Below are 17,544 nucleotides of genomic sequence, written 5' to 3'. Positions count from 1 at the left end.
GGCGGATGGGCGCGACCCGGGTTACGGTTCGGCATCGCACGCCGTGTGTTGGGGACATTGATGAAACGACTGACTGCCGCCCTTGCGGTGGCCTTGCTGGCTGGTTGCGCCGGTACGCCGCAGAAGCCTGCCGCGACCGCCAAGCCCTACGACTTCGCGGCTGATCCCTATCCCAGCACCTACCAGCGGGTGATGTCGCCGCCGGTGCTCATCCAGCACGCGACGGTGCTGACCGGCACCGGTAGCCGCCTCGACAATGCCGATGTGCTGATGCGCGACGGCAAGATCGTCGCGGTCGGCATCGACCTCGATATCCCCACCGATGCCGTGCGCGTCGACGCAACCGGCAAATGGGTGACCCCCGGCATCATCGACATCCATTCGCACCTTGGCGTGTATGCCAGCCCCGGGGTGAGCGCGCACAGCGACGGCAACGAGGCGACTTCGCCGGTCACCGCCAATGTCTGGGCCGAACATTCGATCTGGCCACAGGATCCCGGCTTCCACACCGCGCTGGCCGGCGGCGTGACCAGCCTGCAGATCCTGCCGGGCAGCGCCAACCTGATCGGTGGGCGCGGAGTGACGGTGAAGAACATCTCCTCGATCACCTACCAGGGCATGAAATTTCCGGGCGCGCCCTGGGGCCTGAAGATGGCCTGCGGCGAGAACCCCAAGCGCGTGTACGGGCAGAAGGGCGGGCCGTCGACGCGGATGGGCAATATCGCCGGCTATCGCGCGGCCTTCGCCGATGCCGCCGACTACATGAAGAAACGCAAGGCCGGCGGCAAGGATGCGGAAGGCAAGCGCGACCTCAAGCTGGATACGCTGGCCGGCGCGATCAATGGCGACATCCGCGTCAACATCCACTGCTACCGCGCCGACGAGATGGCGATCATGCTCGACCTGGCCAAGGAATTCGGCTTCAAGATTTCCGCGTTCCACCACGGCGTGGAGGCCTACAAGATCGCCGACCGGCTGGCCGCCGAAGGCGTCTGCGCCGCGCTGTGGGCGGACTGGTGGGGCTTCAAGATGGAAAGCTTCGACGGCATCCAGGAAAACATCGCGCTGGTCGACCGCGTGCCGGGCGGCTGCGCCATCGTGCATTCGGATTCGGAGGAAGGCATCCAGCGCCTCAACCAGGAAGCAGCGAAGGTGATGGCGAATGCGAAGCGTGTCGGCATCGACATCACCCCCGAGCATGCGATCCGCTGGCTCACCCAGAACCCGGCGAAGGCGATGGGCATCCTCGACCAGACCGGCACGCTGGAGGCCGGCAAGATGGCCGACGTCGTGCTGTGGAACGGCAATCCGTTCAGCAGTTATGCGCAGGCCGAACAGGTCTATGTCGATGGCGCGCGGTTGTACGACCGCCACGACAAATCGCGGCAACCGAAGTCGGACTTCCTGCTTGGACAGGACGTGATGCGTGGAGGTGTGCGATGAGGCGCCTGGTTCTGGTCGCGGCCTTGTTGGCTGCCTGCGGTGTTGCATCCGCGCAAGACATGCTGATCCGCAATGCCACCGTGCATACCGCCAGCGCGCGCGGCACCCTGCAAGCGGCCGACGTGCTGGTGCGCAACGGTCGCATCGCCGCGGTGGGCAATGGCCTGCCTGCGGGCAGCGCGACGGTGATCGATGCACAGGGCAAGCCGCTGACGCCGGCCCTGTTCGGCGGCGTCACCGATATCGGCGTGGAGGAAGTCTCCGGCGAATCCGCGACGGTGGACAACACGCTGGCGCTGGGTGCGAATGCCGCCGACATGCAGGTGCGCCCGGAGTTCGACGTCACCCTGGCCTACAACCCGGAATCGATCTTGATCCCGGTGGCACGGGTGGAGGGCATCGGCTGGACGTTGTTGTCGGCCGGCACCCGCGCCGGCGGCTCCTTCATCGGTGGACAGGGCGGTAGCGTTCGCCTGGATGGCAGCCTGGACGCGATCGGTCCGCGCATCCTGTTCGTCACCCTGGGCGGCGATGGCGCCAACCTCAGCGGCAGTTCGCGCGCGGCGCAATGGATGCTGCTCGACCAACTGATCGATGAAGTGCGCGGGCGCATTCCGCAGGATTCGCAATTCGCCTTGCTGACGCCTGCCGGCCGCACCACGCTGGCGAAATACTTCGGTGGTGGCGGACGGGTGCTGGTGCGCATCCAGCGCGCGGCCGACATCGCCCGTCTGCTGCGTTGGTCGAAGCAGCGCGGAGTCAACATCGCCCTGCTTGGCGCGACCGAAGGCTGGAAAGTCGCGCCGCAACTCGCCGCCGCCAACGTGCCGGTGTTCGTCGATGCGCTGGCCGACCTTCCGGCGGATTTCGACGAGATCGGTGCCACGCTGGAAAACGCCGCGCGCATGCACGCGGCGGGCGTGCGCGTCTCGTTCTCGCAAGCCGGCGACGCCTCGCACAACGCGCGCAAGATCCGCCAGTTGGCGGGCAATGCAGTGGCCAACGGCCTGCCGTGGGAAGCTGCACTGGCCGGGCTGACCTCGGTGCCGGCCAACAGCTTCGGCGTGAGCGATGAACTCGGCACGATTGCCGTCGGCCAGCGCGCCGACCTGGTGCTGTGGAGCGGCGATCCGCTGGATGTCGCCAACGTGGCGCAACAGGTCTGGCTGGACGGCCGCGCGATCCCGATGCGCTCGCGCCAGACCGAACTGCGCGATCGTTACCTGCACGGCGACACCGGTTTGCCGCGCGCCTATCCCAACGACGCACGCTGAAGGAGCAACGCCATGGGTCCGAATTTCGTCGACGTCAACTGGCTGGCGGTCATCGCGGCGGCGGTCTCCGCCTTCCTGCTCGGCGGCCTGTGGTACGGGCCGCTGTTCAAGAAGGCCTGGTGCCGGGAAAACGGCATGGATCCGGATGCGCCGCCGAAGGGACATCCAGCAAAGGTCTTCGGTACCGCCTTCATCGCCGCACTGATCGCCGCCGCCGCGTTCGCGATCATCCTGCGCCCGGATCCGCCGCTGTTCATCGCCGTGCATGCCGGTTTCCTCACCGGCCTGGCCTATGTCGCGATGAGTTTCGGCATCAACTACGCCTTTGCCGGCCGAAGCTTCAAGCTGTGGCTGATCGACGGCGGCTACCACACCCTGCAATTCACCCTGTACGGCCTGATCCTGGGGTTGTGGCACTGACAATATCGGACATGCGCGCGTTCCACTCGGGAAAACTGCGACGCAGGTCAATCATTGCCAGCACCACGGCAGGCGGCCATGCCGCTTTGCCACATGCAACCGGGCTCGAGTTGCGGTACGGTCTCCGTTACTGAACCGGGGGTTGGGGGACGTCATGCGCATTGGCATCGTGGTGGATTCGGCATGCGACGTGCCGATGGACTTCATCGAACAGGAACACGTCACCATCCTGCCGGTCACCGTGCAGATCGGGCAGGCAGTGCTGGCCGACATGCGCAACGAGGACGCGACGCGCAACTTCCTCACCGGCGAAACCGCCGCACGCGCGGTCGAAGCCGACACCACGCCCTACACCGTGCAACAGGTGCACGACCTGTTCCTGTCCAAGCTGGTGCTGGACTACGACTACGTGTTCTGCATCTGCACCACACGCTCGCGCAGCGGCATCTTCGACAACGCGATGCAGGCCAGCTACACCATCCTCAACGACTACAAGCCGGTGCGGGCGGCAGCCGGCAACAGCACGCCGTTCTCGCTGCGGGTGATCGACAGCCAGAACGTGTTTGCCGCGGTTGGCGTGATGGCCATTGAGGCTGCGCGCCTGCGCGCCGCCGGTGAAGGCGCACCGAAGATCCGTTCCCGGCTTGAGCACCTGGCGCTGTACACCCAAGGCTACATGGTGCCGCCGGACCTGCACTACATGCGCAACCGCATCAAGCGTCGCGGCGACAAGAGCATCAGCTTCTTCAGCGCGACCCTGGGCACGGCGCTCGACATCAAGCCGATCCTCTACTGCAACCGCGGCGAGACTGGCCCGGTCGCAAAGGTGAAAGGCTTCGAGGCCGCAGCCGAAAAATTGTTCGATTTCGCCGCAAGCCGCGTGCGCGCCGGGTTAATGACCCCCACCATGTCCCTGAGCTACGGCGGCGACCTCGACAAGATGCGCACCCTGCCCGGCTACCAGCGCCTGCGCGACACCTGTGCCGAGCACAACGTCGAAATGTTCGAAAGCCTGATGAGCCTGTCCGGCATGGTCAATGTTGGCCAAGGGGGATTGGTGGTTGGCTTCGCCGCGGAACCCGCCAAATTCGAATGATGCCCGCCGCAACCACGCCGGGCTAACGCGCCGGCGTTAACCTGTGCGCCTTGTCGACACCAGGAATGCACATGCCCACCCGTTACTACATCAGCCTGCCCGGCCATGCTCGCGGTTCCGATGCCGCACTGGCGTTCCGCTCGGAAAGCCCGGAGGGCATGGCGGGTGAATTGCAGGATGCCCTTCGTGGCGATGCGCTATTCGAGCGCTGGCGAGCGCAGCAGGACGACCCGGATGATGTCGATCCCGCGCTCGGCGCCACCGACCCGAATGCGCTGGTCACCGGTAGCCAAGACGATCTGCACGCCGCACTGGTGGTGACCACCACGCTACCGTCGGCGGTGATGCGCCAGCGCCTGGGCCTGCTCGCGGGTAATGGCTGGCAACTGCGCGACGTGACCGCCGCCTGATCGCTGCGCCTAGTGGTGCGCACGCCCGTCCTGCTTTCATGGAGCGGTGGCAAAGACGCCGCGTGGACATTGCATGTCCTGCGCCAGCGCGATGATGTCGAAGTCGTCGCGCTCGTCACCACGATCACCGATGAGTACGAACGCATCTCGATGCAGGGCATCCGCGTCGATGTGCTGCACGCACAGGCACGCGCGACCGGCCTGCCGGTGATCGAAGCGCGGATACCGAAGCGTGCGGACAACGCACATTACGAAGCGGCCTTCGCCGATGCCCTGTTTCGCGCGCAAACCCGCTGGCCGGGGCTTCGCGACATCGCCTTCGGCGACCTGTTCCTCGAAGACATCAAGGCCTACCGCGATGCGCTTTGCGCGCGGCTGGGCTGGACCCCGCATTACCCGCTGTTCGGCAGCGATACCACGCGACTGGCCCGCGAGATGTTCGATGGCGGCCTGCGTGCCAACCTGTGCTGCGTGGACACCACCCAGCTCGATGCCGCATTCGCCGGCCGCGCCTTCGATGCGCGACTGCTCGACGACCTGCCGGTTGGCATCGATCCCTGCGGCGAGCGCGGCGAATTCCATACCTGCGTGCACGCCGGCCCGATGTTCACCGCACCCATCGCCATCGAACGTGCTCAGACCGTGCTGCGTGATGGGCGCTTCGCCTATACAGACTTCGTCCTGACCTGAAACTTCAGCGCCGCAGCGCTGCTGCGTGATGCGCAATGTGCTCGCCGATGAAACTGGCGATGAAGTAATAGCTGTGGTCGTAGCCGGGTTGCATGCGCAACGTCAACGGGTGACCCGAAGCTTCAGCCGCACCTTGCAGCAACCACGGGCGCAACTGGCCGTCGAGGAATTCGTCGGCATCGCCCTGCTCGATCAGCAGCGGCAGGCGCTCCGCCAAACCGCCGGAGACCAGCGCAGTGGCGTCGTACTGCCGCCACGCCTCGCGGTCATCGCCCAGATACGCCGTGAACGCCTTTTCGCCCCAGGGCACCGTTGAGGGCGCGACGATCGGCGAAAACGCCGACACGCTGCGATAGCGCCTCGGATTGCGCAACGCGATGACCAGCGCGCCATGCCCGCCCATCGAATGCCCGCTGATCGCGCGCGCATCGGTGACCGGGAAATTCGCCTCGATCAAGGCCGGCAGTTCATCGACCACGTAGTCGTACATGCGGTAATGCGCGGCCCACGGCGCCTGCGTGGCGTTGACGTAGAAGCCCGCACCCTTACCGAGGTCGTAGCCGTCGGCATCGGCCACGTTGTCGCCGCGCGGGCTGGTATCCGGCGCGACGATGGCGATGCCGTGTTCCGCCGCATAGCGCTGCGCACCGGCCTTGGTGATGAAGTTCTGCTCGGTGCAGGTCAGGCCCGACAGCCAGTACAGCACCGGCACCGGGCCGTGCGCGGCCTGCGGCGGCAAGTAAATGGCGAAGCGCATCGTGCAATCCAACGTGCTCGATGCGTGTTCGTATACGTCTTGCCAGCCGCCGAAGCAGGCGCGGTGTTCGATCCGTTGCATCAGAAATGCACCACCGAACGAATCGACTTGCCTTCGTGCATCAAATCGAACGCCGTGTTGATGTCATCCAGCGGCATGGTGTGGGTCACGAACGGCGCCAGCTGGATCTCGCCTTTCATCGCGTCTTCCACCATGCCCGGCAATTGGCTCCGTCCCTTCACGCCGCCGAACGCGGTGCCCATCCACTTGCGGCCGGTCACCAGCTGGAACGGCCTCGTGGAAATTTCCTGCCCGGCGCCGGCCACGCCGATGATCACGCTCTGGCCCCAGCCGCGATGCGCGCATTCCAGTGCCGCGCGCATCACATTGACGTTGCCGATGCACTCGAAGGAGTGATCCACGCCCCAGCCAGTCATCTCCACGATGACCTGCTGGATCGGCTGCTCGTGATCCTTCGGGTTCACGCAGTCGGTGGCGCCGAATTCGCGCGCCATTTCGAACTTCGACGGATTGGTGTCGATGGCGATGATGCGGCCGGCCTTCGCTTGCCGCGCGCCCTGGATCACAGCCAATCCGATACCGCCCAAGCCGAACACCGCGACGCTGTCGCCTTCCTGCACCTTCGCAGTGTTGTGCACGGCGCCGATGCCCGTGGTCACGCCGCAGCCCAGCAGGCAGACATGTTCCGGGTTCGCATCGGGATTGATCTTGGCCAGCGAGACTTCGGCAACCACCGTGTATTCGCTGAAGGTCGAGCAGCCCATGTAGTGGTACAGCGGCTGGCCTTCGTAGGAGAAACGCGAGGTGCCATCCGGCATCACGCCCTTGCCCTGGGTCGCGCGCACCGAGGTGCACAGGTTGGTCTTGCCGGATTTGCAGAACAGGCATTCGCCGCATTCGGCGGTATACAGAGGAATCACGTGATCGCCCGGCTTCACGCTGGTCACGCCCTCGCCGACTTCGACCACGATGCCCGCGCCCTCGTGGCCCAGAACCACCGGGAACAGGCCTTCCGGATCGTCGCCCGAAAGCGTGAACGCATCGGTATGGCAAACACCGGTATGGGTGATCTTCACCAGCACTTCGCCGGCTTTCGGCGGGGCGACGTCGATCTCGACGATCTTCAGCGGTTCGCCAGCGGCGAAGGCTACAGCGGCACGGGACTTCATGGGCGGCTCCAAACGATGCGAGCCCACATGATAATCCGCCGAGATGGCTCAACCGGTGTTCTGGATGCCCGCCGAGATGCCGTTGACGGTGGCGACCAGCGCGCGCAGCAAATCTTCATCCGCGCGATCGCTGGCGCGCCAGCGTTGCAACAGGTCGACTTGCAGCAGGCTGATCGGATCGACATAGGGATTGCGCAGGCGAATCGACAGCCGCAACCGATAATCGTTCTCCAGTAGTTCGTCGCTTTGCTTGATCGCAAGGATCGCCTCGCGGGTGCGTTCAAACTCGGCGGCGATGCCGGGGAAGAACGCCGCGTGCAAGTCGCCGGCCAGCCGTGAATAACGCTCGAAGATGGCGATGTCCGACTTCGCCATCAGCATCTCCACATCGTCGACCAGTGCCGCGAAGAACGGCCAATCGCGCGCCATCGCCGTCATGGCATCGAGGCCATTGGTGTCGATGCCGTGACGCAGCGCGGTACCCAGGCCGTACCAGCCAGTCAGGCCGGAGCGGTTCTGCGACCAGGCGAACACCCACGGAATCGCGCGCAGGTTGGCGATGCCACCATCACGGCGGCGCGAGGGTCGCGAACCGATATGCAGGCGTTCGATCACGTCGATCGGCGTGGCGGCGCGGAAATACGCCGGGAAATCCGCATGTTCGTGCACAAGTGCCCGGTAGTGCGTGCGCGAGACCGTCGCCAATTCCGCCGCCAATGCGCGCCACGCACTTTCGCGCGGCTCCGGTGGGCGCGGGCGCAAGGATGCGCGCAACACCGCGCCGGTCATCTGTTCCAGGTTGCGCAGCGCGAGTGCGCGGATGCCGTACTTGCGATGGATCACCTCGCCCTGTTCGGTCACGCGCATGCGCCCGTCCACCGAGCCACGCGGCGCGGCGATGATCGCGCGTTCGGTCTTGCCGCCGCCGCGGCTCACCGAACCGCCACGGCCATGGAAGAACACGATGGACACGCCGGCCTCGCGCGCCAGCTCCAGCAGTTCCACCTGCGCGCGCTGCAAGGCCCAGCGCGAGGCCAGCAGGCCGCCATCCTTGGCGCTGTCGCTGTAGCCCAGCATGACCGTCTGCCGGTTTCCGCGTACGGCGAGATGCGCGCGGTAAATCGGATCGGCGAACAATGCGCGCATCACCGCTGGCGCGGCATCGAGGTCGTCCACCGTTTCGAACAGTGGCGCGACATCGAGCGGCACCGCATCCCGCTTCTCAACGGAATGCTCCACGCAGCCGGCAATGCGCGCCAGCGCCAGCACCGCCAGCGCATCGGCGGCAGTGCGGCTCATGCTGATGATGTACGGGCCGAACGCATGCTCGCCCAGCGTTGCACGCAATTCGCGCACGCTGCGGAACACATCCAGCGTCGACTGCGCAGCCTGCGCATCGGGCGATGCCACCGACGCGCCTTGGATCAGCGCATGCAGGTGATCGATGCGCGCCTGCAATGGCGACTCGCTCCAGTCGATGCCGCCTTCCAGCGCGCCCAGTGCCTCGTCGTGCGCTGCCGAATCCTGGCGCAAGTCCAGCGCCGCCATGTGGAAACCGAAGGTCTTCGCACGCCACAGCACGCGCTGCAGGGCGAAGCGGCCGGCATGTTCGCCACGATGGGCGGCCAGGCTGGCATCGATCAATTCGAGATCGTCGATGAACGCAGCGGCATCCGGATACGCGCCGGCATCGCCGCTCTCGGTCGCGTGCAGGCGCGCGCGCATCGCCCACAGCAATTGCCGGTAGGGCATATCCGCCAGCCGAGGACGCGAACGCACCGCGCCCTCGGGGAACAACGCGCGGTGTTCGGCGGCGCGGGTTTCGATCGCCGCGTCGAAGCCGGTTCGCTCACGGCTCTGGGTCAGGCTGTCGCCCAGCGCGCGCAGGTCACTCAGGTAGCAAGCCAGCGCAAGCTTGCGTTGCGCGGCCAGCGCATCGTGCATGGTGCCGGCGCCGACGTTCGGATTACCGTCCATGTCGCCGCCGACCCAGGTACCGAAGCGCAGCAACGACGGCAACACGATCCGTTCGCCATACACGGCTTCAATCGCGTCGATGAAACTTTCGTAGAACACCGGCAACACGCGATACAGCACGCTGGAAAGATAGAAACCGATGTGCTCCACCTCGTCGGCCACGCTGGGCTTGTGCGGTGGTGCCTCGGTGGTCTGCCAGGCCGTGGTCAACGATTGGCGGATGCGCGCATCGTCGGCCACGCGCTCGATGGGTGTGCGACCGCGGTCGATGTCGGCGATGAGCCGCTCGACCACGGTGCGTTCCTTCAACAACAGCGCGCGACGGATCGCCTCGGTTGGATGCGCGGTGAACACCGGCTCGATGCACATGCGTTCCAGCAACGCCTGCAGTTCGGCCAGGCCGACGCCGGCTTCGCGCAAGGCGCGCAGCACGGCCTGCAGCCCGCCAGGTTGCGGGGCATCGGCCAGCCGCTGGTAATCGCGGCGACGACGGATGCGATGCACGCGCTCGGCCAGGTTGGTGGCACCGAAGTAGGCAGCGAACGCGCGCACCAAGGCTTCGGCATCGTCCAGTGGCACGTCCGCAAGCCGCGCGGCCAATGCATCGATCGGCTCGCCCTGTTCGCGTCGCGCGATGGCGATGCGCCGTACCTGCTCCACGTGTTCTAGGAAGGCATCCGAGACCTGCTCGGCCAGCATGTCGCCGACCATCGCGCCCAGCCTGCGCACGTCATCGCGCAGCAGGATGTCGGTGTCGGCGAAATCGAGTTGTTCGCGAAGTGGGCTCTTGGCGGGTGTCATCCCCGCAGGCTAACGGGTTTCATGCGGCAGTGCAGCATCGGTTTCCGTTGCGACCAATTCGCCGGCGAATCCGTTCAGTACGCGAACTCGCGGAACACCGGATCCACGTTGCCCTTCCATTCGCCATGGAACAGCGCAAGCTTTTGCTCGGCGGGCGTCTGGTTGGCGTCGGCGATTTCCAGCAACGGTTCGATGAAGCCGGATTCATCCACGCCGCAGGCATCGGCACGCGCGCGGCGGCGCAGGCCCGCATGGGAAATCTTCAACGCTTCGATCGCGATATCGCGCAGCGTGCCGTCGCGGAACGGCGTCTTCAGCGCAAACTTCGGCACGCCATCGCGCAACGCATTGCGCTCGGCCATCGAGAAATCCTTGACCAGGTCCCAGGCCGCATCCAGCGCCGCATCGTCGTACAGCAGGCCCACCCAGAATGCCGGCAATGCACACAGGCGACTCCACGGGCCGGCATCGGCGCCGCGCATTTCCAGGAACTTCTTCAGCCGCACTTCCGGGAACGCGGTGGTCATGTGGTCGTTCCAGTCGCGCAGGGTCGGCAGCGCGCCGGGCAACACGTCCAGTTCGCCACGCAGGAACTTGCGGAACGACTTGCCGCTGGCGTCGATGTATTCGCCATCGCGATAACTGAAATACATCGGCACGTCGAGCAGGTAATCGACGTAGCGTTCGTAGCCGAAGCCGTCCTCGAACACGAAATCGAGCATGCCGGTGCGGCCGGCATCGGTATCCGTCCAGATATGCGAGCGGTAGCTGAGGTAGCCGTTCGGCTGGCCGTCGGTGAACGGCGAATCGGCGAACAGCGCGGTGGCAATGGGCTGCAATGCCAGCGACACCCGGAACTTCTTCACCATGTCCGCTTCGGAGGCGTAGTCCAGGTTCACCTGCACCGTGCAGGTGCGGGTCATCATGTCCAGGCCCAGCGTGCCGACCTTGGGCATGTACTCGCGCATGATCTTGTAGCGGCCCTTCGGCATCCACGGCATCTCATCGCGGCGCCACTTCGGCTGGAAGCCCATGCCGAGGAAACCAAGTTGCAACTCATCCGCGATCTCGCGCACTTCGCGCAGATGGCCGCCGACTTCCTTGCAGGTGTCGTGGATGGTTTCGACCGGCGCGCCGGACAGTTCCAACTGACCGGCCGGCTCCAGCGTCACCGAGGCCATGTCCTTGGTCAGCGCGATGACCTTGCCGTGCTCTTCATATGGCGCCCAGTCGAACCGGGTCAAGCCTTTCAACAAGGCTTCGATCCCGCGGTCGCCGTCGAACTGCGGCGGACGCAGGTCATCCAGGCGGAAACCGAATTTCTCGTGCTCGGTGCCGATCCGCCACGCCTCGCGCGGCTTTTCGCCGGAGGCCATGACGTCGACCAGTTGCCGGTAGTCGGTGATCGGGGTGTCGTTGGCGCTGCTGGGTCCGGACATGCATTACATCCTTGGTGAATGCGCAGCATATCCCGCGCCGATCACACGCGGCAGCCCGCCTGCCGGCTTTCAGTGTTCCGGTTGCATACGTATTCCTGCACGCGTGCGTTGTTCGCGCGGGATCGCGCTTGTAGCCTCGGGCTGGCACCTTCAACGGAACCCGCCCATGCGCCTCGTGTACGCCTGCCTCGTGTGCCTGTCCCTGCTGGTGCCGACTGCGCAGGCCGCGGACATCGAACGCATCGAGCCGGCCAACTGGTGGATCGGCATGCAGCACAACCGGGTTGAGCTGCTGGTGCATGGCAAGGGCATAGCCACCGCGTCGCCGCGACTGTCGCGCGCGGGCGTGGCCATCGTCGATGTGCAGAAGACCGACAACCCGAATTACCTGTTCGTCACCGTCGAGGTCGCGGCCGATGCCAAGCCGGGCGAGCTCGCCATTGAATTCGTCGACGCCGGCAAGGTGGTCGCCACGCATCCGTGGCGGATCGATGCGCGCGAACCCGGTTCCGCGCAACGCCAAGGTTTCAGCAACGCCGACGCGATCTACCTGATCACTCCGGATCGATTCGCCAACGGCGATCCATCCAACGACAGCGTGGCTGGCATGCGCGAAGCCGCCAACCGCAACAACCCGAATGGCCGCCACGGCGGCGACATCGCCGGCATCCGCCAGCACCTGGACTACATCGCCGGCATGGGCTTCACCCAGTTGTGGCCCACGCCTTTCCTGGAGAACAAGCAGCCCGCGTATTCCTACCACGGCTATGCGATCACCGACCTGTATCGCACCGATCCGCGGATGGGAACCAACGAAGACGTGCGCGCGCTATCACGCGAGGCCAGGACAAAGGGTATCGGCCTGATCATGGACATCGTGCTCAACCACATCGGCTCGCAACACTGGTGGATACGCGACCTGCCGGCGAAGGACTGGATCAACAACGGGGCGAAATTCGCGCCAACCAATCATCGCCGCACCACCCTGCAGGATCCGCATGCGGCGCCGGCGGATCGCGCCGCGTTCACCGACGGCTGGTTCGTCAGCGCGATGCCCGACCTCAACCAGCGCAACCCGCAGCTGGCGCGCTACCTGATCCAGAACACCTTGTGGTGGATCGAGTACGCGGGGCTGTCCGGCATCCGCGAAGACACCTTCGGCTATGCCGACACGCAGTTCCTCAGCGTCTGGGCGAAGGCGGTGCTGGACGAATATCCGAACTTCGCGATGGTCGGCGAGGAATGGAGCATCAACCCCGCCGTCGTCGCCCATTGGCAGCGCGGCAAAGTGAATCCCGACGGCCACGTCCCGTACATGCCCAGCATGATGGATTTCCCCATCCACCTGGCCCTGCGCAATGCGCTGGTGCAGCCGGAAGGCTGGGAAACCGGCTGGATGGGCCTGTACGAGATGCTGGCCAACGATTTCCTGTATCCGGATCCGGGCGCGCTGGTGGTGTTCGCCGAGAACCACGACACCGCGCGCCTGCTGGCGCATGTGGATGGCGACCTGGCGCTGTGGAAGCTCGGCATGGCCTACCTGGCCACCGTGCGCGGCACGCCGCAGTTCTATTACGGCTCCGAAGTCCTGCTGCGCGGCCCGAAGGAACGCAACGACGGCCTGCTGCGCGCGGACATGCCGGGCGGCTGGGCGGGCGATGCGGCGGATGCGTTCACCGGCAACGACATAAGCGCTGCACAACGCGATGCACAGGACTACACCCGCGCATTGTTCAACTGGCGCAAGCGAAACGCGCTACTACATACCGGAAAGCTGACCCATTTCGCCCCGGCCGATGGCGTGTACGTGTATTTCCGCCACGACGGCCCGCGCGGCGTGATGGTGGCGCTCAACAAGAATGCGGAATCGGCATCGCTGTCATTGGATCGCTTCGATGCCTTCCTGCACGGCCGTAGCGCGCGCGAGGCGTTGAGCGGCAAGCCGGTGGCGCTAGGCGAGACGCTCACCTTGCCGGCGAAGTCGGCGGTGTTGCTGGAGATCGAATAAGACACGACGCGCGTCCGGCGTTGGCGGGCATTCGCGCAGCGGCATTTCGAGGCGCGTAGCGGATCCCCGCCGGCGCCGGATGCGCATCGAGATGACCCGCCCTAGATTTCCAGCCAGCCCGCCACGATCGCGCGCAATTCATCCACGCCCTGCTTGGTCTCGCCGGAGAAGCCCTGCACGCTGACGCTGTCGCCGTAAGTCGCCGACAGATCCTTGCGCACCGCCTGCACCGTGTTCATCGCCGCCCCGCGCGAGAGTTTGTCGGCCTTGGTCAGCAGCGCGTGCGCCGGCAGGCCACGACGCATCGCATAACCGATCATCGAACGGTCGTAGTCCTTCAGCGGGTGGCGGATATCCATCACCACCACCAACCCGGCCAGCGCCCCACGGCTGCCGAAATAGCCGTCCAGGAAGGCCTGCCAGTGCGCCTGCAGATCCTGCGGGACCTTGGCATATCCGTAGCCGGGAAGGTCGACCAGGTACTTGCCCTCGTGCGGCGGCAGGCCGAAATAGACCAGCTGCTGGGTGCGGCCCGGGGTCTTGGACACCCGCGCCAGCGCATTGCGCCCGCACAACGCGTTCAGCGCCGAGGATTTGCCGGCATTGGAACGGCCGGCGAAAGCGACCTCGCGGCCACCGTCCGGCGGCAGCTGGCGGTGGGTATGGGCGGCCAGCAGGTAATCGGCGCGATTGAAGGGATTGGGGACGGCCATGCGCATAGGATGACACGTCGATCACGCCGCCGGCCCTGCCGGGTTTGACCACCCTGTGCGGCCCGACGATAATTCGTCAGTTCAGAGGCCGTCCGGCCATCTTCTTAATTAAGTTGTGGAGTTCCGCATGCGTCTTGTCCGTCATGGTCTTGTCGGTGTTGCCTGCCTCGCGCTGGCCACGGTTGCCTATGCCCAGAGCACCGCCGTTGCCGTGCCCGACAATGCACCGGTGCAAGCCGCGCCGCTGGACGACAAGCCCGCCACCTGGGGCGACGCCACCGCGGGCCAGAGCAAGGCCGGTGCCTGCGCCGCCTGCCATGGCCTCGACGGCAACGCCATGCAATCGAATGCCCCGCGCATCGCCGGCATGCCGGAGCGCTACATCGCCCAGCAGCTGGCCCTGTTCAAGAATGGCGAGCGCACCAGCGGCCTGGCCCCGGTGATGGTGCCGTTCGCCAGCATGCTCAGTGCCCAGGACATGCGCGACGTGGGTGCATGGTTCGCATCGCAGAAAGCCGGTGCCGGCATCGCCGACGACACCGTGATCGCCGACGGCCCGAACAAGGGCCTGAAGTTCTACCAAGTCGGCGAGAAGTTGTTCCGTGCCGGCGACACCGCCCGCGGCATCCCGGCCTGCATGGCTTGCCATGGCCCGTCCGGCGCCGGCAATCCGGGCCCGGCGTATCCGGCCCTGCACGGCCAGGATTCGACTTACGCCGTGCGCCGCCTGGAGGAATACCGCACCGGCACCACCACCGCCAAGGATGCGGATGCCGCGCACTTCAACCTGATGGCCAGCGTGGCCAAGACCCTCACCGACGAGGAAATCCAGTCGCTGGGCAGCTACGTGCAGGGCCTGCACGCCCGCAGCGCCGGAACTTCCCAGACTGCATCCGGTCACTGAGCCAGTACCCGCTTCACCGGGCATTGCGGCGGACGCGGGCATCCTCGTCCGCCAACACCCCAGTCAAGAGGCCTGATCCAATGCGCGCGATCCTGCTATCCCTGTCCCTGCTGGTCGCCGCCGCCTTTGCCCCCGCGCATGCGCAGCAAACCGCGCCACTACCCGGTCTGACCGAGGGCGTCGAATACAAGCTGATCGAAGGCGGCAAGCCGTATCGCGGCGCCCCCGGCAAGATCGAGGTCGCCGAGGTGTTCGGCTACTGGTGCCCGCACTGCGCGCATTTCGCGCCGATGCTGGAAAAGTGGAAGGCAACCATGCCGGCAAACGCGCAGCTGGTGCTGGTGCCGGCCATGTTCGACCCGAATGATGCCTTCGCCCGCCTGTTCTTCATCGCCGAGGGCGCCAATGCCGTCGGTGCGACCCACGACCGTGTGTTTCGCGCCATCCACGAAACCGGCGAACTGCCGCGCAACGCCACCATCCCGCAGTTGACCGCTTTCTATACGCGCCTGCCAGGTGTGAACGCCAAGGCCTTTGCCACTGCGCAGAAGGACGAAGCCACCCTGCAGGCCAAGGCCGCGAACGCACGCGAATTCCAGATGCGCAGCAATATCCCTGGCACGCCCTCGCTGGTGATCGCCGGCAAATACCTGGTGCTCGGCAACAGCTACGAGGGCCTGCTGGCCAATGCCAGCCGCATCCTCAAGGCCATCGGCCCGGTGCCGAAGAAACCCGCACCGAAGCCGGCCAAGCCGACCGCCACCAAGCCACGCACCTGACACACCACGACGGAAACCGCCATGACCCATCGCCTCGCCCTGCTGCTCCTCGTCCTGCTGCCGCTGGCCGCCTGCAAGAAGGAAACGCCGGCTGCCGTCACCGACCCGGCCCAGGCCGCAGCCAGCAGCGCGCCGGCCGCGCAACAGGCCAGCGCCGAGGATCCGGCACGCAAGGCCGCCGGTGAAGCCGCGATCAAGGCTGCCGAAGCCGCCGCCGCCAAGGCACCGCCGCCGGTCGCCGGCACCGATTACATCCTCATCGCCAACGGCCAGCCGTTCGACACCGCCGACGGCCGCATCGAGATCGCCGAAGTGTTCGGCTACGTTTGCCCGTTCTGCGCGGCAGTCCAGCCCACCGTCTCCGCGATGAAGGAAAAACTGCCGCCGGACGTGCACATGGTGTACGTCCCGGCTGCGTTCGGTTCGATGTGGGACAACTATGCGAAGGCGTTCTACACCGCAGACGCGATGGGGCTGGTCGACAAGACCCATGACGCGATGTTCCGCGCCATCCACATCGACAAGACCTTGAAGGGCGAGAGCGGCATGGATACGCCGGAAGAAATCGCCGCGTTCTACGCCGCCTATGGCGCCGATCCGAAGCAGTTCGTCAGCAGCATGCAGAGCTTCGCCGTGGCCGCCAAGGTCAACCGCGCCAAGCAGTACATCCTCAATGCCTACGCCAACGGCGACCAGCCCAGCACCCCGACCTTCATCGTCAACGGCAAGTACCGGGTGAAGGGCAAGAGCGTGGACGACATGTTCCGCATCATGAATCAACTGGTGGTGGCAGCACGCGCCCAGCACGGCACCGTCACCCCGGCTGCGTCCACCGAAACCCCGGCGGCACCAGCCAAGTAATGCCGCTTCCCGGGCAGCCGGCATGAGCATGCGCCGGCTGCGCCTGCTCAGCGCCAATATCCAGGCCGGTTCCAGCACGCGCGGCTACCACGACTACGTGGCACGCAGTTGGTCGCACGTGCTGCCCGCCGGCAACAAGCGCGGTGCGCTCGATGCCATCGCCGAGCTCGCCGGCCGCCATGACATCGTTGGCCTGCAGGAAGCCGATCCCGGCAGCCTGCGCTCCGGCTTCACCAACCAGACCCATTACCTGGCCGAACGCGGCGGCTTCGCCTACTGGAGCCACCAGCCGAACCGACGCATGGGTGGCGTGGCGTCGAGTGCCAACGGCCTGCTCAGCAAGTTCGAACCGCGCGAAGTGGTCAACCACGCGCTACCCGGACGCGTGCGCGGGCGCGGCGTGTTGCTGGCCAGCTTCGGCAATGGCGACGCCGCGCTGACCGTGGCGGTGGCGCATCTGTCGCTGGGCGCGCAATCGCGGCGCGCGCAGGTCGACTTCATCGCCGAACTGCTGGGCGACCACCCACATGCGGTACTGATGGGCGACTTCAACTGCGACCCGGATCGGCCGGAAATGCAGGCCCTGTATCGCAATACGCAACTGCAACCGCCTTCGGCAAACGTACCCACGTTCCCTTCGTGGAAACCGCAACGCGCGATCGACCACGTGCTGGTCACCTCGGCGCTGCAGGTGGCCGCGATGCAGGCACTGCCTGCCGCACGCTCGGATCATTTGGCGTTGTCGGTCGAACTCGACGTGCCGGAACGCGCGTTCGAGTAAG

16 protein-coding genes are annotated in these 17,544 nt (G+C 65.8%); 11 read left to right on the top strand and 5 right to left on the bottom strand.

Annotation, left to right across the window (positions count from 1 at the left end; all coding sequences use genetic code 11):
- Nucleotides 1-60: 60 nt before the first annotated feature.
- The 6 genes from G7079_RS02525 to G7079_RS02500 all read left to right on the top strand — a co-directional run bounded on the left by G7079_RS02525 (nt 61) and on the right by G7079_RS02500 (nt 5,333).
- Complete coding sequence (locus tag G7079_RS02525) at nt 61-1,443, top strand: amidohydrolase (protein WP_166055250.1); 1,383 nt, start codon at nt 61-63, stop codon at nt 1,441-1,443.
- Nucleotides 1,440-2,717: an amidohydrolase family protein gene (locus tag G7079_RS02520; protein ID WP_166055248.1), complete on the top strand. Its 1,278-nt coding sequence runs from the start codon at nt 1,440-1,442 to the stop codon at nt 2,715-2,717. Before G7079_RS02525 ends, G7079_RS02520 begins: the two co-directional genes overlap by 4 nt.
- A 12-nt stretch (nt 2,718-2,729) precedes the next feature.
- Nucleotides 2,730-3,137, top strand: a complete 408-nt coding sequence (locus tag G7079_RS02515; protein WP_166055246.1) for a DUF1761 domain-containing protein — start codon at nt 2,730-2,732, stop codon at nt 3,135-3,137.
- A gap of 154 nt (nt 3,138-3,291) precedes the next feature.
- The gene (locus tag G7079_RS02510) at nt 3,292-4,233 is read left to right on the top strand and encodes a DegV family protein (RefSeq protein ID WP_166055244.1); all 942 of its coding nucleotides are present in this window, start codon (nt 3,292-3,294) and stop codon (nt 4,231-4,233) included.
- 71 nt (nt 4,234-4,304) lie between these two features.
- Nucleotides 4,305-4,643: a hypothetical protein gene (locus G7079_RS02505; RefSeq protein ID WP_166055242.1), complete on the top strand. Its 339-nt coding sequence runs from the start codon at nt 4,305-4,307 to the stop codon at nt 4,641-4,643.
- 15 nt (nt 4,644-4,658) lie between these two features.
- Nucleotides 4,659-5,333, top strand: coding sequence for an ATP-binding protein (locus G7079_RS02500; RefSeq protein WP_343160884.1), 675 nt, complete (start codon nt 4,659-4,661; stop codon nt 5,331-5,333).
- Between the two features lie 4 nt (nt 5,334-5,337).
- Here the strand turns inward: G7079_RS02500 and fghA are convergent, their stop codons facing one another.
- The 4 genes from fghA to G7079_RS02480 all read right to left on the bottom strand — a co-directional run bounded on the left by fghA (nt 5,338) and on the right by G7079_RS02480 (nt 11,497).
- Nucleotides 5,338-6,171 carry an S-formylglutathione hydrolase gene (gene fghA / locus G7079_RS02495; protein WP_166055238.1) on the bottom strand — a complete coding sequence of 278 codons (834 nt, stop codon included), beginning with the start codon at nt 6,169-6,171 and terminating at the stop codon, nt 5,338-5,340.
- Nucleotides 6,171-7,280, bottom strand: coding sequence for an S-(hydroxymethyl)glutathione dehydrogenase/class III alcohol dehydrogenase (locus G7079_RS02490; protein WP_166055236.1), 1,110 nt, complete (start codon nt 7,278-7,280; stop codon nt 6,171-6,173). Before G7079_RS02490 ends, fghA begins: the two co-directional genes overlap by 1 nt.
- 48 nt (nt 7,281-7,328) lie before the next feature.
- Nucleotides 7,329-10,058 (bottom strand): phosphoenolpyruvate carboxylase, encoded by a 2,730-nt coding sequence (gene ppc, locus G7079_RS02485; RefSeq protein WP_166055234.1) that lies wholly within the window; start codon nt 10,056-10,058, stop codon nt 7,329-7,331.
- 74 nt (nt 10,059-10,132) lie between these two features.
- Nucleotides 10,133-11,497, bottom strand: coding sequence for a glutamate--cysteine ligase (locus tag G7079_RS02480; protein WP_166055232.1), 1,365 nt, complete (start codon nt 11,495-11,497; stop codon nt 10,133-10,135).
- 166 nt (nt 11,498-11,663) lie between these two features.
- Here G7079_RS02480 and G7079_RS02475 point away from each other — a divergent pair, with 166 nt between their 5' ends.
- Nucleotides 11,664-13,505, top strand: a complete 1,842-nt coding sequence (locus G7079_RS02475) for a glycoside hydrolase family 13 protein (protein WP_166055230.1) — start codon at nt 11,664-11,666, stop codon at nt 13,503-13,505.
- A gap of 101 nt (nt 13,506-13,606) precedes the next feature.
- Here the strand turns inward: G7079_RS02475 and yihA are convergent, their stop codons facing one another.
- Nucleotides 13,607-14,218: a ribosome biogenesis GTP-binding protein YihA/YsxC gene (gene yihA / locus G7079_RS02470; protein ID WP_166055227.1), complete on the bottom strand. Its 612-nt coding sequence runs from the start codon at nt 14,216-14,218 to the stop codon at nt 13,607-13,609.
- A gap of 127 nt (nt 14,219-14,345) precedes the next feature.
- Here yihA and G7079_RS02465 point away from each other — a divergent pair, with 127 nt between their 5' ends.
- From G7079_RS02465 to G7079_RS02450, 4 genes are all read left to right on the top strand, one after another.
- Nucleotides 14,346-15,122, top strand: a complete 777-nt coding sequence (locus G7079_RS02465) for a c-type cytochrome (RefSeq protein ID WP_166055225.1) — start codon at nt 14,346-14,348, stop codon at nt 15,120-15,122.
- An 80-nt stretch (nt 15,123-15,202) separates the two neighbouring features.
- The gene (locus G7079_RS02460; protein ID WP_166055223.1) at nt 15,203-15,901 is read left to right on the top strand and encodes a thiol:disulfide interchange protein DsbA/DsbL; all 699 of its coding nucleotides are present in this window, start codon (nt 15,203-15,205) and stop codon (nt 15,899-15,901) included.
- A gap of 21 nt (nt 15,902-15,922) precedes the next feature.
- Nucleotides 15,923-16,762, top strand: coding sequence for a thiol:disulfide interchange protein DsbA/DsbL (locus tag G7079_RS02455; protein ID WP_166055221.1), 840 nt, complete (start codon nt 15,923-15,925; stop codon nt 16,760-16,762).
- Between the two features lie 22 nt (nt 16,763-16,784).
- Nucleotides 16,785-17,543, top strand: a complete 759-nt coding sequence (locus G7079_RS02450) for an endonuclease/exonuclease/phosphatase family protein (RefSeq protein WP_166055219.1) — start codon at nt 16,785-16,787, stop codon at nt 17,541-17,543.
- Nucleotide 17,544: the final 1 nt, after the last annotated feature.

The organism is Thermomonas sp. HDW16 (genome assembly GCF_011302915.1).
In the GTDB taxonomy this organism is placed as follows: domain Bacteria; phylum Pseudomonadota; class Gammaproteobacteria; order Xanthomonadales; family Xanthomonadaceae; genus Thermomonas.
The sequence above is the reverse complement of the archived record's forward strand: the minus strand, read 5'-3'. Positions and strand labels throughout refer to the sequence as shown.

What these genes read in the sequence shown, in the direction of transcription:
- G7079_RS02525 (WP_166055250.1), top strand. Translation starts at nt 61, where the DNA reads ATGAAACGACTGACTGCCGCCCTTGCGGTGGCCTTGCTGGCTGGTTGC.
- G7079_RS02520 (WP_166055248.1), top strand. Translation starts at nt 1,440, where the DNA reads ATGAGGCGCCTGGTTCTGGTCGCGGCCTTGTTGGCTGCCTGCGGTGTT.
- G7079_RS02515 (WP_166055246.1), top strand. Translation starts at nt 2,730, where the DNA reads ATGGGTCCGAATTTCGTCGACGTCAACTGGCTGGCGGTCATCGCGGCG.
- G7079_RS02510 (WP_166055244.1), top strand. Translation starts at nt 3,292, where the DNA reads ATGCGCATTGGCATCGTGGTGGATTCGGCATGCGACGTGCCGATGGAC.
- G7079_RS02505 (WP_166055242.1), top strand. Translation starts at nt 4,305, where the DNA reads ATGCCCACCCGTTACTACATCAGCCTGCCCGGCCATGCTCGCGGTTCC.
- fghA (WP_166055238.1), bottom strand. Translation starts at nt 6,171, where the DNA reads ATGCAACGGATCGAACACCGCGCCTGCTTCGGCGGCTGGCAAGACGTA.
- G7079_RS02490 (WP_166055236.1), bottom strand. Translation starts at nt 7,280, where the DNA reads ATGAAGTCCCGTGCCGCTGTAGCCTTCGCCGCTGGCGAACCGCTGAAG.
- ppc (WP_166055234.1), bottom strand. Translation starts at nt 10,058, where the DNA reads ATGACACCCGCCAAGAGCCCACTTCGCGAACAACTCGATTTCGCCGAC.
- G7079_RS02480 (WP_166055232.1), bottom strand. Translation starts at nt 11,497, where the DNA reads ATGTCCGGACCCAGCAGCGCCAACGACACCCCGATCACCGACTACCGG.
- G7079_RS02475 (WP_166055230.1), top strand. Translation starts at nt 11,664, where the DNA reads ATGCGCCTCGTGTACGCCTGCCTCGTGTGCCTGTCCCTGCTGGTGCCG.
- yihA (WP_166055227.1), bottom strand. Translation starts at nt 14,218, where the DNA reads ATGGCCGTCCCCAATCCCTTCAATCGCGCCGATTACCTGCTGGCCGCC.
- G7079_RS02465 (WP_166055225.1), top strand. Translation starts at nt 14,346, where the DNA reads ATGCGTCTTGTCCGTCATGGTCTTGTCGGTGTTGCCTGCCTCGCGCTG.
- G7079_RS02460 (WP_166055223.1), top strand. Translation starts at nt 15,203, where the DNA reads ATGCGCGCGATCCTGCTATCCCTGTCCCTGCTGGTCGCCGCCGCCTTT.
- G7079_RS02455 (WP_166055221.1), top strand. Translation starts at nt 15,923, where the DNA reads ATGACCCATCGCCTCGCCCTGCTGCTCCTCGTCCTGCTGCCGCTGGCC.
- G7079_RS02450 (WP_166055219.1), top strand. Translation starts at nt 16,785, where the DNA reads ATGAGCATGCGCCGGCTGCGCCTGCTCAGCGCCAATATCCAGGCCGGT.